The following is a 14,633-nucleotide window of genomic DNA, read 5'->3' on the forward strand; positions in this document are numbered from 1 at the left end:
CCGTCATGCGCAACGCGCTGTCCGTGGACGTCGAGGAATGGTTCCAGGTCGGCGCGTTCGAGCGCACGATCCGGCGTGACGACTGGGCGGGTCTCGAAAGCCGGGTGGAAAGCAACACCGATCGCGTGCTCGACCTGTTCGCCGCGGCCGGCGTCACCGGCACCTTCTTCACGCTCGGTTGGGTGGCCGATCGCTGCCCAGCCCTGATCCGGCGCATCGCCGCCGCCGGCCACGAGGTCGCGAGCCACGGCTGGGACCACCAGCGCGTCTTCACCATGGATGCAGAGACGTTTCGCGACGACCTGCGCCGCGCGCGCTTTGCGCTCGAGGACGCGGGCGGCGTTGCGATCACAGGCTACCGCGCGCCGAGCTTCTCGATCGACGCACGCACGCCCTGGGCGCACGCCGTTCTCGCGGAGGAGGGCTATGCCTACTCCTCCAGCGTCGCGCCGCTCACCCACGATCATTACGGCTGGGCAGAGGCGCCGCGAACCCCGTATCGCCCGGTCGCGGGCGCCGAGCTGATCGAGCTGCCCGTCACCACCATGCCGGTCCTGGGCAAGACCGTGACCGCCGGCGGCGGCTTCTTCCGGTTGCTGCCGAGCGTCTTCACCGCGCGTGCTATCCGGGCGAGCAATGCCGCGGGCGCCGCCGCGGTCTTCTACTTCCACCCGTGGGAGGTCGATCCCGGCCAGCCGCGCGTCCGCGCGGCGCCGTTGCGCTCGCGCGTGCGTCACTATGCGAGGCTAGGCGCCATGGCGGGGAAGCTCGACAGGCTGGTGCGGGAACACGACTGGAGCCGCGTCGACCAGGTGGTCGCCGGGGCCGCGCGGTCGCTTTCGTGAACGCGCCGCTGCTGGAGCGCCCGGTAGCCGTGCGGCAAGCGGGCTCTGACGACGATACTGCAGTCGCGGCCTATGTCGAGGCACACGCCGACGGTACCCCCTTCCACCTTCCGGCCTGGAGCGCGGCGGTGGCCGAGGGCTGCGGCCAGCGCTCCCATTTTCTGGTGGCAGAGCGCGGGGATGGGGCGATCGCGGGCGTTCTCCCGCTGACGCTGGTGCGCTCCCCGCTGTTCGGCGCGGCGCTGGTGTCGGCGGGTTTCGGCGTTGGCGGGGGCGTGCTCGCCGACGATGCCGGTGCGGCCCGCGCGCTTGCCGCGGCCGCCTGGCGCTTCGCGGAGGCGGAGGGTGTCACTTCGCTCGAGCTGCGCGGTGGAGCGTCGCCCGACGCAGCCTTCCATACCGACGCGGTGAGCTACCTCGGCTTCGTTCGTCCGCTCGCCCCCGATGACGAGGCGCAGCTCGCTGCCATCCCGCGCAAGCAGCGGGCGGAGGTGCGGCGCTCGTTCGCCAACGACTTGACGGTCACGACCGGCGTTACTCCGCTCGACCGTGCGGCCCACTACCGGGTCTACGCCGAGTCGGTCCACAATCTCGGCACCCCCGTCTTTCCCCGCCAGCTGTTCGCCGCCGTGCTCGACGCGTTCGCGGGTGACGCCGATATCCTGACGGTACGGCAGGGCGGTGTCGCGCTCGCGAGCGTGATCAGCCTCTACTGGCGTGGGACGGTCTATCCCTACTGGGGCGGCGGTACGGCGGCGGCGCGCGGCGCGCGCGCGAACGACGCGATGTACTATGCGCTGATGAACCACGCGCGGGCGCGCGGCTGCGCCCGCTTCGACTTCGGCCGGTCGAAGGTCGGCACGGGAGCGGCGGCCTTCAAGCGCAATTGGGGGTTCGAGGGCGTGCCGCTCGCCTATCACGTACGCACCGAGGATGGCGCTGCGCCGCGCCAGGTGAATCCGCTCGATCCACGTTATGCGCGCAAGATCGCGCTGTGGAAGCGGCTGCCGCTCCCGATCGCCACCTTCCTCGGCCCGTTCATCGCGCGCGGGCTCGGCTGAGTGGGCGAGGTCCTGTTTCTGGCGCATCGTGCACCGTTCCCGCCCGACCGCGGCGATCGCATCCGGGCCTATCATGTCGTAAGGCACCTCGCCGCTCGCCACCGGGTGCATCTGGTCGCCTTTGTCGATGAAGCGGGCGAGGCGGATCACCCTGACCTGACCGCGATGGCAGCGTCGCACACGCTGGTCACGCGCACCAAGTCGCGGCCGCGCGCGGCGGTCGAGGCGCTGGCGAGCGGCCGATCCGTGTCGGTTGCCGCCTTCGCCGATGCCGCGATTGCCCGTGCGGTCGCGCGGGTGCTCGCCGAGCGGCCGATCGACGCGGTCTACGTCTACTCGAGCGCGATGGCACAGTATCTGCCGCACGGCCCGCGACCGCGCACGGTCATGGACTTCTGCGACGTGGACTCGGTGAAATTCGGCGAGTACGCGCGCGCCGCCGGGCCGGCGGGCCGCTGGCTCTACGCGCGCGAGGAGCGGCTGCTCGGCGCCTTCGATCGCGGCGTCGCCGCCGGTGCCGATGCCAGTCTGTTCGTGAGCGCGGCGGAGGCACAGCTGTTCCGCTCAATCGGCGGTACCGGCAACATTCAAGTGGTGGAGAACGGGATCGATACCGCCTTCTTCGATCCCGTCGTCGCGGTGGAGGAGGTGCCGGCTGCCGAGCCGCTGATCGTCTTCACCGGCCAGATGGACTATGCCCCGAACGTCGCGGCGGTTTCGTGGTTCGCCAACGACGTGCTGCCGCTGATCCGCGCGCGCCAGCCGACCGCCAGTTTCGCGATCGTCGGTCGCGCGCCTGTCGCGGAGGTGCGGGCGCTCGGCGAGCGGCCCGGCGTGACCGTGACGGGCGAGGTTGCGGACGTGCGCGGCTGGCTGAAGGCGGCGTCGGTCGCGGTGGCGCCGCTGCGGATCGCGCGCGGCATCCAGAACAAGGTGCTGGAGGCGATGGCGATGGCGCGACCGGTCGTCGCGACGCCTGGCGCCGCTGAGGGGATCGACCACGCCGGGACGCTGTGTGTCGCCGATAGCGAACAGGCGTTCGCGCAGGCGGTGAGCGGACTGCTCAGCGATCCGGTGCGCGCCGTCACGCTCGGCCGGGCGGCGCGTGCCCGGGTGCAGGCGCGCTACGGCTGGTCCGCACGCCTCGCCGGTCTGGACGCTCTGCTGGGCCTTGAGGACGCAGGCGAGTGGGTCCGCACGGGATGACTGCCGTGTACCCCGCCGGCCACTTCGACGCGGCGCGCGGCGCCGGGTGGAGCACTGCGCTCGCGCTGCTCGCGGCCGCGTGGACGGCGCTGCTGGTGCTGTTCCACCGCGACGTCGCCGACCTCGCCTTCATCTATTGGAATTCGACGACGTTCGGACACTGCCTGTTCGTGCCGCCGGTCATCGCCTGGCTGGTCTGGCAGCGCGGGGCCGAGGTGCGGCGGCTCGTTCCGGCGGGCTGGTGGCCCGGGCTCGGCCTGGTCGCGGCGGGCGCGGCTGGGTGGTGGCTGGGGGAGGTCGCCGGGGTCGCCGGCGCGCGGCACCTGGGGCTCGTAGTCATGCTGCAGGGCGCGGTCGCTGCCGTGCTCGGATGGCAGGTCGCCCACGCGCTGCTTTTCCCGCTCGCCTGGATGGTGTTCCTCGTCCCGTTCGGCGAGTGGCTGGAAGGGCCGCTCCAGTCCGTAACGGTCGCGATGATCGTGCCGCTGCTGCACGTCGTCGACGTGCCGGTCGCGGTCGACGGCGTGCTGCTGACCATTCCCAATGGCTACTTCGAGGTCGCCGAGGCGTGCTCGGGCGCTAAGTTCGTCATCGCCATGCTCGCCTACGGCACACTCGTCGCCAACGTCTGCTTTGTGTCGTGGCGGCGTCGGGCCCTGTTCATGGCTGCCGCGCTGATCGTGCCGGTGATCGCCAACGGCCTGCGCGCGTTCGGCACCATCTACGCCGCGCACCTCACCTCCGTCGAGGCCGCGACCGGGTTCGACCACATCGTCTACGGCTGGATCTTCTTTGGGGGCGTGATGGCGGCGGTGTTGGCGATCGGCTGGCGCTGGTTCGACCGCGATCCTGACGCCGCGTGGATCGACGTGGCGGCGCTCGCCCGGCCGGTCCACGGCACGATTGACGGCTGGACGGCGAGCGGCGGCGTCATCGGCGTCGCCACCATCGCCTTTGCCGCCGGCGTCCTCACCGTTGCGCGCGCCGACGCGCTGCCCACGCAACTGTACCTGCCGGCGGTACCCGGCTGGGCCCGCGTCGAGACCAGCCGCACGGTACCCTGGACACCCTATTACCCGACCGCCGACCATCAGCTGTTCGGCCGCTACGGCGACCAGGCGGGCGCCCGCGTCGATGTGGCGGTCGCGGTCTATGCGGGGCAGCGCGAGGGCCGTGAGCTGATCGCCTTCGGTCAGGGCGTGCTGCGTGAGAACGATCGCTGGGTGAAAGTGTCCGACGAAGCGCCGCTTGCCGGCGGCCGGGCCGAGCGGATCACCGTGCCCGGGCCGGTGGTGCGAACGGTCGTGACTTGGTATCGGTTGGCCGGAGTGACCACCGCCAGCGAGCAGCGCGTGAAGATCGAGACGTTGAAGGCCAAGGTGCTGGGCGGCCAGCAGCGCGCCGTCGCGCTCCACCTGTCGGCCGAGGGACCGCGTGCCGCCACTGCCATCGCCGCCTTCCTCGCCGCCGCGGGCGGGCCGGAGCGGATCGCCGCGCGCGTCGCGGACGCGCGCTGATGTGCGGGATCGCGGGGGTCTTCTACCCCGCCACGCCGCGCGCCGTGGATCCTCAGCGGGTCGCGGCGATGACCCGCGCGCTCGCGCACCGCGGTCCGGATGGAGAGGGGATATGGACGGCGCCGGGTGTCGGCCTCGGCCACCGCCGCCTCTCCATCATCGACGTCGCCGGATCGCCGCAGCCGATGCATGCGGGCGCGCACTCGATCGTCTTCAACGGTGAGATCTACAATTTCGCGGAGCTCCGCACCGAGCTGGAGCGCGCCGGCGCGCGGTTCACCACCAGCGGCGACACGGAGGTGCTGCTGCAGGGCTGGCGCGTGTGGGGTGAAAAGCTGCTCGATCGGCTGGTCGGCATGTTCGCCTTCGCAATCCACGATGCCGACGCCGGCCGGCTGGTGCTGGTTCGCGACCGGTTGGGGGTCAAGCCGCTCCACTATGTCGAGCTCTCCGACGGCGGGGTCGCGTTCGCGTCCGAACTGAAGGGCCTGCTTGCCCATCCGCTCGTCCGCCGTGAGGTCGATCCGCGCGCGATCGAGGACTTCATGGCGCTGGGCTATGTGCCCGACCACGCCTGCATCGTCGCGGGCGTGCAGAAGCTTTCCGCCAGCAGCCTGCTCGTGTTGGAGCGCGGCAAGTCCGTACCGGCGCCGCGCCGCTGGTGGGACATCGACTTCTCGCAGCGCGCGACCGGGTCGGTCCGCGACCTGGAGGCGGAACTTGTCGAGCGGATGCGCGCCGCCGTCACCTCGCGCATGGTAGCCGACGTGCCGCTCGGCGCTTTCCTGTCGGGTGGGGTCGACAGCTCGGCGGTGGTGGCCCTGATGGCGGAGACGTCCGCGCGTGCGGTCAAGACCTGCTCAATCGGGTTCGCCGAGGCGGACCACGACGAGACACGCTATGCCCGGATGGTCGCGGAGCGGTTCGCGACCGACCACCGCGAGCGGATCGTGCGCAGCGACGACGTCGCGCTCATCGACGAGCTTGTTCACGCGTTCGATGAGCCATTCGCCGACGCCTCCGCACTCGCCACTTACCAAGTCTGTGCCCTCGCGCGGGAGGAGGTGACGGTCGCGCTGTCCGGCGACGGCGCCGATGAGGCGCTCGCGGGCTATCGTCGCTACCGCTTCCACGCGGCGGAGGAGCGGGTCCGCGGCTTGCTGCCCGGCGATCTGCGCGGTCGCGTGTTCGGAGCGCTCGGGCGCGCCTATCCGAAGGCAGACTGGGCACCGCGGCCGCTCCGCGCGAAGTCGACGCTGCTGGCGTTGGCCGCCGACGGTGCCGAGGCTTATGCGGCGGCGGTCGGTGTCACCAGCGCGAGCGGGCGGGCGCGGCTCTACACCGATTATTTCCGTCGCATGCTTGCCGGACACCGTGGTGAGGACGCGATGGTCGCGACGATGCGGGCTGCGCCCGCGCGCACCGCGCTCGACGCGGCGCAATACGCCGATCTGCACCACTGGCTGCCCGGCGACATCCTGACCAAGGTCGACCGGACCAGCATGGCCGTCAGCCTCGAAGCACGCGAGCCGCTGCTCGACCACCGGCTGCTGGAGTTCGCCGCCACGCTGCCTGACGGCGTGCGAATCCGGGGCGGGCAGGGCAAGTGGCTGATGAAAAAGGCGCTGCAGCCGTGGCTGCCGCGCGAGGTGCTCTACCGCCCCAAGATGGGGTTCGTGACCCCGATTTCCGCCTGGTTTCGCGGGGCGCTCGCCGACGACGCGGCGGCGCTTGCGAAGTCACCGGTGCTCGGCGACTGGTTCGTGCGGGCCGAACTCACCCGGCTCGCCGACGACCACCGCAGCGGCCGGTCGGATCACGGGCGGACACTGTGGCAGCTCACGATGCTGGAGCGGAGCCTGGCGCGGCTGTTCGCCTGACCAACCATTCGTGCTGAGCCTGTCGAAGCACGTTGACCTGGGAGCGGATCGGCGGATCAGTGCAGCTTGGCGATCGACAGTCCGTCGGCCTTCGCGCGCTCCTTCACCGACTCCTCGCTGCGGGTCAGCGCCTTGGCGATTGCGCGCAGCGCCATGCCCTTCTTCGCCAGCGTGTGAAGCTTCTGCACCTCCGCCGGTGTCCAGGGTTGCTTGTGCCGCTCGAAGCCGTCGTTCTTAGCCATGGAACACCGCCATAGCGGCGTGGAGCGTCAATGCCACCAGGCAGACGGTGGAAGCCCCGAACAGCGCCAGCCGGACGATCACGCGGTTGAACGTCGCCTGCACCAGGCTGTGAAGGATGCGGAGCGTCACATAGCCCCACGCCAGCCAGGCATTGGCGCCGTTTCCCGTGCCGGTGAGCGCGATCACGCCGGCGACCGCGTAGAAGATCGTCGGCTGCTCCATCAGGTGATTGTAGTTGTGGATCGGCCACTGCGCCTTAGGCGGCAGCGCGCGGTCGGCATCGCTGCCCTTGCTGCCGGTCAGCTTGCGGACGTCGATACCCGCCGCGCGCATCGCGGGCATGCGGACCAGAATTGCCCAGAGCAGCACCACCAGCGTCCAGGCGATCAGGACGACGACCGGTTGCAGGATTGCCTGGCGCATGACGAAACAGCCTCCCCCGAGTGGTCGGGGGAGGCTGCCCTACTCGGTTGTGATTGGCAACGGTTCTGCGTTCCCGCGAAGGCGGGAGCCTAGGGTCTCGTAGCGCAGCGCTTACCGCTCTTGGCTCCCGCCTGCGCGGGAGTACAAGCCTTACGAGAAGAGCTTCGCCCAGCCACGGACCGGGCGGTCCTTCCAGTGCCCGCGGTGATACGCGTCGGACGCCAGCAGCGGCATGACCGAGCCCGCTTCCGCGAACACCATCTGCTCGATACCGGTGTTGACCTTGCCCCAGCTCGCCGCCTCCTGGAGGGTGGAGGAGGAGCAGGCGCCGTCGCGCACGTCGGCGACGGTGATCTGGACCGCGTACTTGTGGACCTCGACGTCCTCGTGGCCCAGGATCTCGGCGCAGACGACCGTGTCCTGGATAAAATTCTTCGGCACGCCGCCACCGATCATGAGCAGGCCGGTGGTGCCCGCCTCGATCTTGATCTGGGTGAGCTCGCGGAAGTCGGCGATCGCGTCGAGCATCATGTACGGGCGGCCTTCCTTGGCGGCGTCGACCTGGTGCTTGACCAGACCAAAGCCGGCCGAGGAGTCGACGAACGCCGGGCAGAAGATCGGCACGTCATGCTCGTAGGCGAGCTTGACCAGGCTGTTCTCCTTCTTGCCGTGCTCGACCAGATACTTGCCCATCTCGCGGATGAACGCGCGGCTCGAGTACGCCTTCGGCTCCAGGCTTTCCGCGATCTTGTTGATCGTGAAGTCGCAGTCCTGCAGCTGCTCCTCGTCGATGTAGGTATCGTAGATGCGGTCGATGTAGAGCGAGCGCAGCGTGTCGTCGTCCGGGATCTCGAGCGCCTGATAGTGCTTGTGACCAAGCCCCTCGAAGAAATCCATGTCGACGATGGTCGCGCCCGTCGCGACGATCACGTCGACCATGTTGCTCCGGACCAGTTCCGCGTACAGGTCCATGCAGCCGCCGGCCGAGGTCGATCCGGCGACGACCAGCACCACCGTGCAGTCCTTGTCGGCCAGCATGTCGTTGTAGATCTTGGTCGCGCGGCCGAGATCGCGGCTGGTGAAGCTCATGTCGGCCATCGCGTCGACGATCGGGCGCGCGTCGAACGACTTGATGTCGATGTGCTTGACCTGCTTGCTCAGCAGCTCGGCCTTGCGCGTGTCGTTAATGGGCGCGTTCGCGGCCGCGGTCTTGGTCAGGGTGTCAGTCACGAGGGGGTTCTCCCGCAGTCGATGCCGGCGTCGTTCAAAGGGGACGCGGAAACCCGTAACGCGGCGGAGCGCGTCTGCGCTCCGCCGGTGATCACGTGTTGCGGTTAACGGTTACAGCTTGACGACGTTCGTCCGCGCCGGCGCTTCCGCCTGGAGGTAGAGCGACGACATCGGCTCGTCCGCCACCATCACGGTCTCGTCCGAGCCGAAGCCGTTGAACGCGGTCCGCATCGCCGAGCCGTACGCGCCGAGCATCCCGACCTCGATGTAATCGCCGACCTGAATGTCCGCCGGCAGCTCGAACGGGCCGGTCATGTGGTCCAGGTCGTCGCAGGTCGGGCCGTAGAAGCTGAACGGCATCGTCTTGGCGCGGCTGTCCGGCTCGCGCAGCAGCCGCACCGGGAACCGCCAGCCGATGTGCGCGGCATCGAACAGCGCACCGTAGGCACCGTCGTTGATGTACAGCTCGTCGCCCCGGCGCCGCTCGACCCGCACGATGATGGAGCTGTACTCGGCGCACAGCGCCCGGCCCGGCTCCGCCCACAACTCGGCCGAATAGCTGATCGGCAGCGACTCGAACGCGCGATGGATGGTGTCAAAATAGCGCTGCAGCGCCTGCGGCTCCATGCCCGGGTAGACGCTTGGGAAGCCGCCGCCGACATCGACGACGTCGACCGTCACCGCCGCCTCGACGATCGCCGCGCGGACGCGCTCCATCGCCTGCGCATAGGCGTCGGGCGACATCGCCTGCGACCCGACGTGGAAGCAGATGCCGAGCGCGTCGGCGACCTGGCGGGTCGCAAGCAGCAGCGCCTTCGCCTCGTCCGGCATCACGCCGAACTTCGACGCGAGGCTGAGCTTCGACAGGTCGGACGACACGCGGATGCGGACGCAGAGCGTCAGGTCGGCCGCGGGCACGCCGTTGCACGCAGTCGCGCGGACGATCTTCTCCAGTTCCTCCATCGAATCGAGGCTGAACGTGCGAACGCCATGCTCGAAATACGCCTGGTGGATGGCCTCCTCGGCCTTGACCGGGTGCATGAAGCAGAGCGTCGCCTCCGGCAGCGTGCGCGCGACGAGGCGGACCTCGCCGAGCGAGGCGACGTCGTATTGCGTGACGCCGCTATCCCACAGGATCCGCAGGAGCTCCGGGCTTGGGTTCGCCTTTACCGCGTACATCGAGCGGCCCGGGAACTTTTCCACGAAGAACCGGGCGGCGCGTGCCGCAGCGTGCGGACGAACCAGCGTCACCGGCTGAAGCGGTGCGCCCTTGGCGATCTCAATGGCGTCGGACGCCGAATGGGGGGCAGCTAGCCCCAGCGCGCTATGATGCTGGTGCAATTCAAGGGACCTCCAATGCCAGGAGCACGCTCCCGGTCTTCAGTTACCGAAATCACTGCCTTGCGGTGGAAGTCCCATGGGGCAGCGGAGGCGGGCACATAGGTCCGGCGAACCCCCCTGTAAAGAGTTTCTCTGCGTGCTTTTTTCGGCCAAGGACCGGGCGTGACCATCGTGCGACAACCCACCCGCGCCGGGGTGCGCGACGCTGCGGCGAAGATGACGGCGATCCTGCCGCCGACACCGCTGCTCATTGCGGAGATCCGCGGCGTGGACGTGGCCTTCAAGGCCGAGTCGCTGCAACCGATCGGCGCCTTCAAGATCCGCGGCGCGTGGCACCGGCTGACCACGCTGGATGAGGCCGCGCGCAAGAAGGGCGTGGTCGCCTTCTCCTCCGGCAACCACGCGCAGGGCGTCGCCTGGGCCGCGCGGGAGCTCGGCATGCCGGCGGTCGTCGTCATGCCGGACGACGCGCCGGTGGTGAAACGCGAATCGACCCTGGCGCTCGGGGCCGAGGTGGTCGGCTGCAACCGCCTGACCGACAGCCGCGAGAAGATCGCCGCGCACCTGGCCCACGCGCGCGGCGCGGTACTGGTGCCGAGCTTCGACGATGCGTGGGTGATCGAGGGTCAGGGAAGCGCGGGCATCGAGGCCGAGGACCAGTTCAAGGAGCTGGGCTTCGACGGGATCGAGCATGTGGTGACGCCGTGCGGCGGCGGCGGGCTGGCCGCCGGGCTCGCGCTCGCACTGCCGGAGGCGCGCATCACCGTGGTCGAGCCGGAGGGCTGGGACGACATGCGGCGCAGCCTGGAGGCGGGCTGGATCGAGGAGGTGCCGGCCGACGCGCCTCCGACCGCGTGCGACTCGCTCCAGACCAGGCGCGTGTCGCAGCTGACCTTCGACGTGCTGTCCCGACGCTCGGCAACCGGCGTCGCGGTAAGCGAGGTGGAGGTGCGCGCGGCGCAGCGCTGGGCGGCAGCGAAACTGCGGCTGGTCGTGGAGCCCGGTGGTGCGGTGGCGATCGCCGCGCTGCTCGCCGGCAAGGTGGAGCCGGCCGAGAACATGCTGGTGCTGGTATCGGGGGGCAACGTCGACCCGTCCGCCTATGCCGCGGTGCTGGGTCGCGCGGACTGATGGCCAACGTTGCGCCCGCGGTCGCGATGCTCGCCGTCTTCGCGCTCACCGCCGGCGGTTTCTACCTTCTACGCGGGCGTGACCGGACCAAGGGCACGCTGATGCTGGTCTGCGCCGCGGTGATCCTCGCCAACGTCGCGATCTGGACGGTCTAACCTCGACCGACACCGCGTCAGGCAGATTTCTTGCGCTTTTTGCGATTCGCCTTGCCCGTATCCGCCAGAAGATAGGCGAGACCTACGCCGGCGGCGATTAGTCCAACCCCGAGCCCGATGAGCAACCCGCTGCCCGGACCGCCCGCTTCGGCCCGCTTCTTCGGAGTCCTCGCGACCACCGGCGGCAGCTCGCTGTGCGGCGTCGGCCCGGGATGAAGCGGGTAGGGCGACTGGTTGCCTTCGGGTACCGGCGGCTGGTGGCTCATCTACGCTCTCCTGACACGACGATGTCGAGGCGAACGCGCGCGGGGCCGCGCGGGTTTCAGCGGATCGGGCTGTTCGGATCGAGCCGCATGTCGAGGTACTTGTCGACGCTACCCATCAGCTCCTTCATCTCGTGCTGGAAGAAGTGGTTGGCGCCCGGGATCGTGTCGTGATGGATCGTGATGTGCTTTTGGGTGCGCAGCTTGTCCACGAGCTTCTGGACGGCGAGCGGCGTGACGACCTCGTCCGCCTCGCCCTGAATGATAATGCCAGAGGAGGGACAGGGCGCGAGAAAGGTGAAGTCGAACATGTTGGCGGGCGGCGCGACCGAGATGAAGCCGCGGATCTCCGGCCTCCGCATCAGCAACTGCATCCCGATCCACGCGCCGAAACCGAACCCGGCCACCCAGGTGGTCGACGCCTCCGGGTGGAAGCTCTGCACCCAGTCGAGCGCGCTGGCCGCGTCCGACAGCTCGCCGACGCCATTATCGAACACGCCCTGGCTCTTGCCGACCCCGCGGAAGTTGAAGCGGAGCGTCGCGAAGCCGCGGCGCTGAAACGTCTTGTAGAGCTCCTGCACGATCGCGTTGTTCATGGTGCCGCCCGACATCGGGTGCGGGTGCAGGATCATGGCAACCGGCGCGCGCGGGCGCGGCGCGGGTGCGAAGCGGCCCTCCAGGCGACCTTCGGGTCCGGGAAAGATGACTTCGGGCATGATGAAACCTGCTGAGGCGTAAGGCGCGTCGGCGTGGCGCGCGAGAAGTGCGGCGCTATATAAGAGGAGGTTGCTTTCGCGCAATCGGTTCGGAAAAGGTGCGTGATGGCAGCCCGTCTCTATCTTGATCACGCGGCGACGACGCCGATGCACCCGCTCGCGGCGGAGGCCGTTGTGCGCGGCATGGCCGGCTGGGCCAATCCGTCCTCGCCACACTCCGAGGGTCGTGCCGCCCGCGCCGCGCTGGAGAGTGCGCGCAACGTCATCAAGGCCGCCTATGGCTGGACAGGCGAGCTGATCCTGACGAGCGGCGCGAGTGAGGCGATTGCGCTCGCGGTGACCCGCGCGCAGGTCGCAAGCAAACTCGTGTCAGTGACGGAGCATGATGCCGTGCTCCGCATGATGCCCGACGCCGGTCGCCTGAGCGTCGCGGCCGACGGCCGGATCGACCTGGCCGCACTCGCCCGCGCGCTGGCCACGTCGCCCGCGCCGGCGCTGGTGGCGGTGCAGTGGGGCAACAGCGAGACCGGCGTGATCCAGCCGCTCCATGAAATCGGCAAGCTGGTGAAGGCGGCGGGCGGCGTTCTGTTCGTCGATGCCGCGCAGATGCCGGCCAACTGGAAGGGCGGCGACCTGCCGCAGGACGTGGCGGACCTGATCGCCATCTCCGGCCACAAGCGCGGCGGACCGGCCGGCGTCGGCGGGCTACTGGTTCGCGACCTGTCGCTGCTGCTGCCGACCGGCGGGCAGGAGCGCGGTTACCGCGGCGGCACGGAAAATGTGCCGGGCGCGCTCGGCTTCGCAGCCGCGGTGTCGATCCCGGAGAACCTGGCGGCGATGTCGGGCATGCGTGGGCGGCTGGATCAGGCGGTCAAGGCGCTAGGCGGCGACGTGGTCGCCGACGGCGCGCTCCGGGCACCGCACATCGGCTCCTACCGGCTCCCCGGACTGTCGGCGGCGGCGCAGCTGATCCGCTTCGACCTGGCGGGCGTCGCCGTCTCGGCCGGCTCTGCCTGCTCGTCGGGGACGATGCGGCCGAGCCACGTGCTCGCGCACATGGCGTGGGAGGCGGCCGCGGCGGGTGAGGTGATCCGGGTGAGTTTCGGGCGGAGTACGACACCCGCCGACATCGAGCGCTTCATCAGCGCCTGGGCGGAGATCGCGCGGGAGGCGCGCGCGCGTGCCGTACCGGCCGAAGCGGCGGCGTGACCTACCTCGACTATCAGGCCACGACGCCGCTCGCGCCCGAGGCGCTGGCGGCGATGCTGCCGTGGCTGGAGCACGGCCACGCCAACCCTCACTCGCCGCACGCCGCCGGCCGCCGCGCGAAGGCGGCGGTGGAGGTCGCGCGGGAACAGGTCGCCGCGCTGCTCCCCGCGAACGGCGCCGTCACCTTCACCAGTGGCGCGACGGAGGCGCTGAACTGGGCGTTCAGCGGCTTAGGACCGAGTCGCACCGTGACGATCGCAACCGAGCATGCCGCGGTGCTCGAGTCCGCGGAAGCACATGGCGACACCGTCGTGCTGCCGGTCGGGCAAGACGGGCTGGTCGACCTGGGCGCAGCGCGCGCGGCAATCGTGCCCGGTACGGCACTGGTCGCGGCGATGCTGGTCAACAACGAGATCGGAGTGGTTCAGCCGGTCGCCGCGCTTGCCGAACTCGCGCACGCCGCGGGCGCGCTGTTCCTGTGCGACGCGGTGCAGGGATACGGGCGCGTGCCGGTACCGGCCGACGCAGACCTGATCGCGATTTCCGCGCACAAGGTGCACGGACCCAAGGGGATCGGCGCGCTGTGGATCCGAGACGGGGTGACGCTCGCACCGCTCCTTCATGGTGGCGGGCAGGAGGCGGCAGGCCGCTCGGGCACGCTCAGTCCGGCGCTGTGCGCCGGGTTCGGAGCGGCGGCGGTGCTCGCGGCCGAGCGGGGAGCGACTGACGCGGCGCACGTCGCGACGCTTTTCGACGCGGCACTGGCGGTGCTCGGCGGTGGCTGGACGGTCAACGGCAGCGTCGCGGCGCGCTACCGCGGCAACCTGAACGTCCGGCGCGCGGGGCTGGATGTCGCGCGCCTGATGAGCGAGCTGCGCGACGTTGCTTTCTCTGCCGGCTCGGCCTGCGCGAGCGGATCGGGGCGGTCGAGTCACGTCCTGCGCGCGCTTGGACTCTCGGAGGCGGAGGCACGCAGCAGCATCCGGCTCGGCTTCGGCCGCTACACGACGCAGGCTGAGCTCTTCGACGCGCTCGGCCGGATCGACGCGGCCGCGCGCGCACAGCGGATCGCCGCGTGATCAGCGTCGTGGTGGAGGGGGCGGGCGGCGCGCGAACGCTTGCGGCCGCGCCCGGCGACGTGCTGTTGCGCGTGCTCCAGGCCGCGGGCGAGCCGCTGGAGGGTACTTGCGACGGCCAGATGGCATGCGCGACCTGCCACGTGATCGTCACCGCCAGCTTCGACCGGCTGCCACCCGCAAGCGGGGAGGAGGAAGACATGCTCGACCTCGCACCGGGTGCGAGCCGGACCAGCCGGCTGTCCTGCCAGGTGGTGCTCGCACCCGAGATGGATGGGATGAAGCTGCGGGTTCCCTGACGAACCTGCGCTGGGGTGACGGGTGGGTGAACGCCCCA

Annotated in this window: 16 protein-coding genes; 10 read left to right on the forward strand and 6 right to left on the reverse strand. The window is 70.1% G+C overall.

Annotated features, from left to right (window positions below; genetic code table 11):
* Positions 1-5 precede the first annotated feature (5 nt).
* The 5 genes from CRO12_RS13460 to CRO12_RS13480 are packed head-to-tail and all read left to right on the forward strand — an operon-like array spanning position 6 to position 6,509.
* Entirely contained in the window at positions 6-845 is an 840-nt protein-coding gene (locus tag CRO12_RS13460; RefSeq protein WP_097064588.1) for an XrtA system polysaccharide deacetylase, read from the forward strand.
* Positions 842-1,906 (forward strand): FemAB family XrtA/PEP-CTERM system-associated protein, encoded by a 1,065-nt coding sequence (locus CRO12_RS13465; RefSeq protein WP_097064589.1) that lies wholly within the window; start codon positions 842-844, stop codon positions 1,904-1,906. Before CRO12_RS13460 ends, CRO12_RS13465 begins: the two co-directional genes overlap by 4 nt.
* Positions 1,907-3,112: a TIGR03087 family PEP-CTERM/XrtA system glycosyltransferase gene (locus tag CRO12_RS13470; protein WP_097064590.1), complete on the forward strand. Its 1,206-nt coding sequence runs from the start codon at positions 1,907-1,909 to the stop codon at positions 3,110-3,112.
* Positions 3,109-4,629 (forward strand): exosortase A, encoded by a 1,521-nt coding sequence (xrtA, locus tag CRO12_RS13475; RefSeq protein WP_097064591.1) that lies wholly within the window; start codon positions 3,109-3,111, stop codon positions 4,627-4,629. Before CRO12_RS13470 ends, xrtA begins: the two co-directional genes overlap by 4 nt.
* Complete coding sequence (locus tag CRO12_RS13480; RefSeq protein WP_097064592.1) at positions 4,629-6,509, forward strand: XrtA/PEP-CTERM system amidotransferase; 1,881 nt, start codon at positions 4,629-4,631, stop codon at positions 6,507-6,509. Before xrtA ends, CRO12_RS13480 begins: the two co-directional genes overlap by 1 nt.
* A 56-nt stretch (positions 6,510-6,565) precedes the next feature.
* On the opposite strand, the gene CRO12_RS13485 is transcribed toward CRO12_RS13480, so the two are convergent.
* The 4 genes from CRO12_RS13485 to CRO12_RS13500 form a co-directional block, all read right to left on the reverse strand.
* On the reverse strand, positions 6,566-6,751 hold the full coding sequence (locus tag CRO12_RS13485; RefSeq protein WP_097064593.1) for a hypothetical protein: 186 nt from the start codon (positions 6,749-6,751) through the stop codon (positions 6,566-6,568).
* On the reverse strand, positions 6,744-7,175 hold the full coding sequence (locus tag CRO12_RS13490) for an MAPEG family protein (protein WP_097064594.1): 432 nt from the start codon (positions 7,173-7,175) through the stop codon (positions 6,744-6,746). Before CRO12_RS13490 ends, CRO12_RS13485 begins: the two co-directional genes overlap by 8 nt.
* A 150-nt stretch (positions 7,176-7,325) precedes the next feature.
* Complete coding sequence (locus CRO12_RS13495) at positions 7,326-8,405, reverse strand: 1,9-bis(guanidino)-5-aza-nonane synthase (RefSeq protein WP_097064595.1); 1,080 nt, start codon at positions 8,403-8,405, stop codon at positions 7,326-7,328.
* A 111-nt stretch (positions 8,406-8,516) separates the two neighbouring features.
* Entirely contained in the window at positions 8,517-9,746 is a 1,230-nt protein-coding gene (locus CRO12_RS13500; protein ID WP_097064596.1) for a type III PLP-dependent enzyme domain-containing protein, read from the reverse strand.
* A 162-nt stretch (positions 9,747-9,908) separates the two neighbouring features.
* Here CRO12_RS13500 and CRO12_RS13505 point away from each other — a divergent pair, with 162 nt between their 5' ends.
* Complete coding sequence (locus tag CRO12_RS13505; RefSeq protein WP_245858509.1) at positions 9,909-10,877, forward strand: threonine ammonia-lyase; 969 nt, start codon at positions 9,909-9,911, stop codon at positions 10,875-10,877.
* Entirely contained in the window at positions 10,877-11,032 is a 156-nt protein-coding gene (locus CRO12_RS18045; protein ID WP_179641033.1) for a hypothetical protein, read from the forward strand. Before CRO12_RS13505 ends, CRO12_RS18045 begins: the two co-directional genes overlap by 1 nt.
* A 17-nt stretch (positions 11,033-11,049) precedes the next feature.
* Here CRO12_RS18045 and CRO12_RS13510 read toward each other — a convergent pair whose 3' ends face one another.
* On the reverse strand, positions 11,050-11,298 hold the full coding sequence (locus tag CRO12_RS13510; protein ID WP_097064597.1) for a hypothetical protein: 249 nt from the start codon (positions 11,296-11,298) through the stop codon (positions 11,050-11,052).
* A gap of 56 nt (positions 11,299-11,354) precedes the next feature.
* On the reverse strand, positions 11,355-12,011 hold the full coding sequence (locus CRO12_RS13515) for an alpha/beta hydrolase (protein WP_097064598.1): 657 nt from the start codon (positions 12,009-12,011) through the stop codon (positions 11,355-11,357).
* Between the two features lie 105 nt (positions 12,012-12,116).
* Here CRO12_RS13515 and CRO12_RS13520 point away from each other — a divergent pair, with 105 nt between their 5' ends.
* The 3 genes from CRO12_RS13520 to CRO12_RS13530 are packed head-to-tail and all read left to right on the forward strand — an operon-like array spanning position 12,117 to position 14,595.
* The gene (locus CRO12_RS13520; RefSeq protein ID WP_097064599.1) at positions 12,117-13,220 is read left to right on the forward strand and encodes a cysteine desulfurase family protein; all 1,104 of its coding nucleotides are present in this window, start codon (positions 12,117-12,119) and stop codon (positions 13,218-13,220) included.
* Entirely contained in the window at positions 13,217-14,299 is a 1,083-nt protein-coding gene (locus tag CRO12_RS13525; protein WP_097064600.1) for a cysteine desulfurase family protein, read from the forward strand. The genes CRO12_RS13520 and CRO12_RS13525 overlap by 4 nt, the downstream gene beginning before the upstream one ends.
* Positions 14,296-14,595: a 2Fe-2S iron-sulfur cluster-binding protein gene (locus tag CRO12_RS13530; protein WP_097064601.1), complete on the forward strand. Its 300-nt coding sequence runs from the start codon at positions 14,296-14,298 to the stop codon at positions 14,593-14,595. Before CRO12_RS13525 ends, CRO12_RS13530 begins: the two co-directional genes overlap by 4 nt.
* The last annotated feature ends 38 nt before the right edge of the window (positions 14,596-14,633 follow it).

The organism is Sphingomonas guangdongensis, assembly GCF_900199185.1.
Lineage (GTDB): Bacteria > Pseudomonadota > Alphaproteobacteria > Sphingomonadales > Sphingomonadaceae > Sphingomonas > Sphingomonas guangdongensis.

Coding starts and splice junctions, on each gene's coding strand:
- CRO12_RS13460 (WP_097064588.1), top strand. CDS start 6: ATGCGCAACGCGCTGTCCGTGGACGTCGAGGAATGGTTCCAGGTCGGC.
- xrtA (WP_097064591.1), top strand. CDS start 3,109: ATGACTGCCGTGTACCCCGCCGGCCACTTCGACGCGGCGCGCGGCGCC.
- CRO12_RS13480 (WP_097064592.1), top strand. CDS start 4,629: ATGTGCGGGATCGCGGGGGTCTTCTACCCCGCCACGCCGCGCGCCGTG.
- CRO12_RS13485 (WP_097064593.1), bottom strand. CDS start 6,751: ATGGCTAAGAACGACGGCTTCGAGCGGCACAAGCAACCCTGGACACCG.
- CRO12_RS13490 (WP_097064594.1), bottom strand. CDS start 7,175: ATGCGCCAGGCAATCCTGCAACCGGTCGTCGTCCTGATCGCCTGGACG.
- CRO12_RS18045 (WP_179641033.1), top strand. CDS start 10,877: ATGGCCAACGTTGCGCCCGCGGTCGCGATGCTCGCCGTCTTCGCGCTC.
- CRO12_RS13510 (WP_097064597.1), bottom strand. CDS start 11,298: ATGAGCCACCAGCCGCCGGTACCCGAAGGCAACCAGTCGCCCTACCCG.
- CRO12_RS13515 (WP_097064598.1), bottom strand. CDS start 12,011: ATGCCCGAAGTCATCTTTCCCGGACCCGAAGGTCGCCTGGAGGGCCGC.
- CRO12_RS13520 (WP_097064599.1), top strand. CDS start 12,117: ATGGCAGCCCGTCTCTATCTTGATCACGCGGCGACGACGCCGATGCAC.